We start from the raw sequence: 3,919 nt of genomic DNA on the forward strand, positions 1-3,919 counted from the left end.
AGTGAACATAAAATCAAAGAAGAAATTTATAGTTTTACTGAATAAGAAACGAGATATTGTAACTTAGTCAGTTAAATAAATCAGGTTTTTCACTTTCACTATAGTCATATGATTGCTTTTGTGAATCATCATCATAGTCATACTCGTCATCAGTGCCATAGTCGTAACCATAATCACCATCTAACTCTTCGTCTTCCCTGTCATCGATATAAACTAACATGATAAATCCTTTTATCTATAGAGTTAAAGAATATATCGAACATTTTATATTTCTATGTAATCTTATTTCAAATTTCTAATTAGAAGATAGATAAGTTGGTTTTAGTGGTGAAGATCTCTAAGGCTTTCGTACCAGCCAAGGAATTGCCCCAAGAGTTTAGTCTAGGTGAAAAAACAGCTATGCTCATCACATTTGGGACTACAGCAACTATTCCGCCACCAACACCACTTTTTCCTGGTAATCCAACGTGATACGCAAAGTCTCCACTGGCATCATAATGACCACATGTGAGCATTACAGAGTTTATTCTTTTTGTCTGAGAAGAAGTTATAAACTTTTTGTTTGTGATTGGATCAGTTCCGTGATTAGCTAAAAATAGCATAGCACGAGATAACTCTTTTGTACTCATAGTAATTGAGCAGTGTTTAAAATATGTTTTAACTACATCGTCTACATTATTATCCAAGTTATTAAAACTTTTCATTAGATTTGCTAAGGCTAGATTTCTATGTCCATGTTTAATCTCTGAAGAGCAAACATTTTCATCAAAGTCTATATTTTTATTATCGCTGATTTCTTTTATAAAATTAGAGACTTCACTATACGTTGCATCTAGAGTTTTATAGTTATTAATTAAAGTGTCAGTAACAACAATTGCTCCAGCATTGATAAATGGATTTCTCGGTATTCCACTCTCATACTCTAGTTGAACTAATGAGTTAAATGGGTTTCCTGATGGTTCTTTTCCTACTCTTTTATATAAATCAGTCGAGTATATACTAAGAGCTTTTGTAAAAGTAAAAACTTTTGAAATACTTTGAATAGAAAACTTTTCATCACTGCACCCAACATGATAACTACTGCCATCAAAAAGAGTTATGCTCATAGCAAACTGCTCAGGGTTTACTTGTGCTAATGCTGGAATATAGTCTGCAACTTTTCCTTCATTTAATATTGGTTCGATTTTTTGATAAATATCATTTAAAACATCTTGATAAGTTAACATTGTGTTTTTCCTCAATTTAATTACATAATACTATCGAATATATTTCTTTTTATTGCTTGGCTCGTTTAGCTTTTGCCTAAGATGATATAAGCACAAATAAGATAAAATACAAGTAATAATATAATAGTTCCAAAATCAAAAGGTTTAATAATAATGAGAGAGAGCAAAGATTTTTTACGTACAATAGTTGAAGAGGACTTAAAGTCAGGTAAGTATAAAGAGGTTATTACAAGATTTCCTCCAGAGCCTAATGGTTTCCCACATATTGGACACGCTAAATCTATCTGTATAAACTTTGGTATTGCACGTGATTATAATGGTCATTGTAACCTTAGAATGGATGATACAAACCCAACTAAAGAAGACACAAAATATGTTGAAGCTCTCAAAAGTGCTGTAGAGTGGCTTGGATTTGATAGAGGGGATAATGTATATTTTACTTCTGATAATTTCCATAAATTATATGATTATGCAATAGAGCTTATCAAAATGGGGAAGGCTTATGTTGATAGCACAAATGAAGAAGAGATGCGCTCTCTTCGTGGAACTGTTAAAGAAGCAGGAAAACGTAGTAAATATGCCGTGCGTAGTATTGAAGAAAATCTAGACCTTTTTGCGAAAATGAAAGAGGGTGAGTTTAAAGACGGAGAACATGTACTAAGAGCAAAGATTGATATGGGTGCTGCTAATATGAAACTAAGAGATCCTCTTTTATATCGTATTAGACATGCTAATCATTTTAGAACAGGGGATGAGTGGTCTATTTATCCTATGTATGACTTTGCTCACTGTTTATCTGACTATATTGAAGGTATATCTCACTCTATATGTACACTAGAGTTTGAAAACAATCGTGATATTTATAACTGGGTACTAGACACACTTGGTCTTGAACTACCACGTCCTTACCAGCATGAGTTTGCAAGACTTGGAATAAACTATACGGTAATGAGTAAAAGAAAACTTTTAGAATTAGTAGAAGGGGGACAAGTTAGTGGTTGGGATGATCCTCGCCTTCCTACTATCGCTGGATACAAAAGAAAAGGTTATACACCAGAATCTATTTTAAACTTTTGTGATCAAATAGGTATAGCAAAAGCAAACTCAATGGTTGATGTTTCACAACTTGAGTTTTGTATAAGAGATGATTTAAACAAAAAAGTACCACGTGTTATGTGTGTTATAAATCCATTAAAAGTTACTATACAGAACTATGAAGGAACAGAAGATATAGACGCTTCATACTATCCTCATGATGTTCCAAAAGAGGGTTCAAGAAAGTTGCCTTTTTCTCGTGAATTATATATAGAGCGTGATGACTTTTGTGAAAATCCTCCAAAGGGTTACTTCCGTCTTACACCAGAGCAACCAGTAAGAATTAGGCACGGATTTATAATCTCTTGTAAAGAAGTTATCAAAGATGCCAATGGAAAGATTACTGAGATAAAAGCAGAGTATTATCCTGATTCTAAAAGTGGCTCAGACACTAGTGGCATAAAAGTTAAAAGTGCTATCCAATGGTTAAGTGCGAAAGAAGCTAAACAAGTTGAAGTAAGACTATACGATAGACTATTTTCTTGTGAAGCTCCAGAGGGAGTAGATGATTTAAATCCAGACTCATTACGAATTATAAAAAATGCTTTTGTTGAGCCTGCTGTTATAACTGAGAAGCCTGATGAGAGATTTCAATTTGAAAGACAGGGTTATTTTTATGCTGATCCTATTGACTATACTGATGAAAAACCAGTGTTTAATAAAATCGTTGGTCTTAAAGACTCTTATGCAAAAAAGAAAAAACCAACACAAGAAGTAGTTAAGCCTGCATCTAAACCTCAAACGAAAAAAGCACAAGTAGAGGGTGAAGTTGCATCTATGAGTGAAGCTCAACAGTTACTATTTGACAAATACACTACTGAACTTAAACTAAATGCTGAAGTGGCAAATATACTTGCTCGTGATGAATTTCTCTCATCTTTCTATCAAGAGGCTCTATCTGCGCTTAATAGTCCTGTGAGCATAGCTAATATTGTTGTGAACGAGGTTTCTAAAGAAATCAAAGATAAGCAAGCAAGTGAGTTGAAGTTTACTTCAAAACAAATAGCTGGGCTTGTGAAAATGATTGACGATAAAACTATCTCAAGTAAAATCGCTAAACAAGTATTTGAAGAGATGGCAAAATTTGGAGAAAATCCAAGTGTAATAGTTGAAGCTAAAGGATTGATTCAAATAAGCGACCCATCTATAATTGCTCCTATCATTGATGAGGTAATCGCAAAAAATCCTGATAATCTTGAGAAGTTTAAAGCAGGTAATACAAAACTACTAGGTTTCTTTGTAGGGCAGGTACTAAAAGCTACAGGTGGAAAAGCAAATCCTCAAGTGGTAAATAAGCTTGTGCACGAGAAGTTAAACTAATAAATCAAATATAAAGATCGGTTGAATATTCAATATAATAAAAAATGAATACTCGACCTTTTGGGTTTAATCAACTACTTTCGAAGATATTAAATACACTTCAACATCACTCATCGAACATTCTTCAGAAGAAGAATTATTAATTGTAATTACTTCAATGGTACGATTGTCTGTTAAAAAAAACGCCAATTCTAAAATCAAGTGCAATTTTTTGAAAGTAAGTTGAAAGATAGGATTAATCGATAATCTGCTAATCTTATTCGACCAAAAACAAAGAA

At 33.0% G+C, this 3,919-nt stretch carries 4 protein-coding genes; 1 reads left to right on the plus strand and 3 read right to left on the minus strand.

Translation table 11 applies throughout. The features are described from left to right. Window positions 1–67: 67 nt before the first annotated feature. Together QZZ48_RS14385 and QZZ48_RS14390 are read right to left on the minus strand one after the other, a co-directional pair. Window positions 68–220 carry a hypothetical protein gene (locus tag QZZ48_RS14385; protein ID WP_294966950.1) on the minus strand — a complete coding sequence of 51 codons (153 nt, stop codon included), beginning with the start codon at window positions 218–220 and terminating at the stop codon, window positions 68–70. Between the two features lie 79 nt (window positions 221–299). Further along, entirely contained in the window at window positions 300–1,226 is a 927-nt protein-coding gene (locus QZZ48_RS14390; protein WP_294966951.1) for a glutaminase, read from the minus strand. 153 nt (window positions 1,227–1,379) lie between these two features. Here QZZ48_RS14390 and QZZ48_RS14395 point away from each other — a divergent pair, with 153 nt between their 5' ends. Continuing rightward, a complete protein-coding gene (locus QZZ48_RS14395) occupies window positions 1,380–3,641 on the plus strand; it encodes a glutamine--tRNA ligase/YqeY domain fusion protein (RefSeq protein WP_294966952.1) in 2,262 nt (753 codons plus the stop codon). Between the two features lie 66 nt (window positions 3,642–3,707). Here the strand turns inward: QZZ48_RS14395 and QZZ48_RS14400 are convergent. After that, window positions 3,708–3,919, minus strand: a 212-nt coding sequence (locus QZZ48_RS14400) for a hypothetical protein (RefSeq protein WP_294966953.1), incomplete at its 5' end; no start/stop codon positions are given.

Source organism: Sulfurimonas sp. (assembly GCF_016744025.1).
Lineage (GTDB): Bacteria > Campylobacterota > Campylobacteria > Campylobacterales > Sulfurimonadaceae > Sulfurimonas.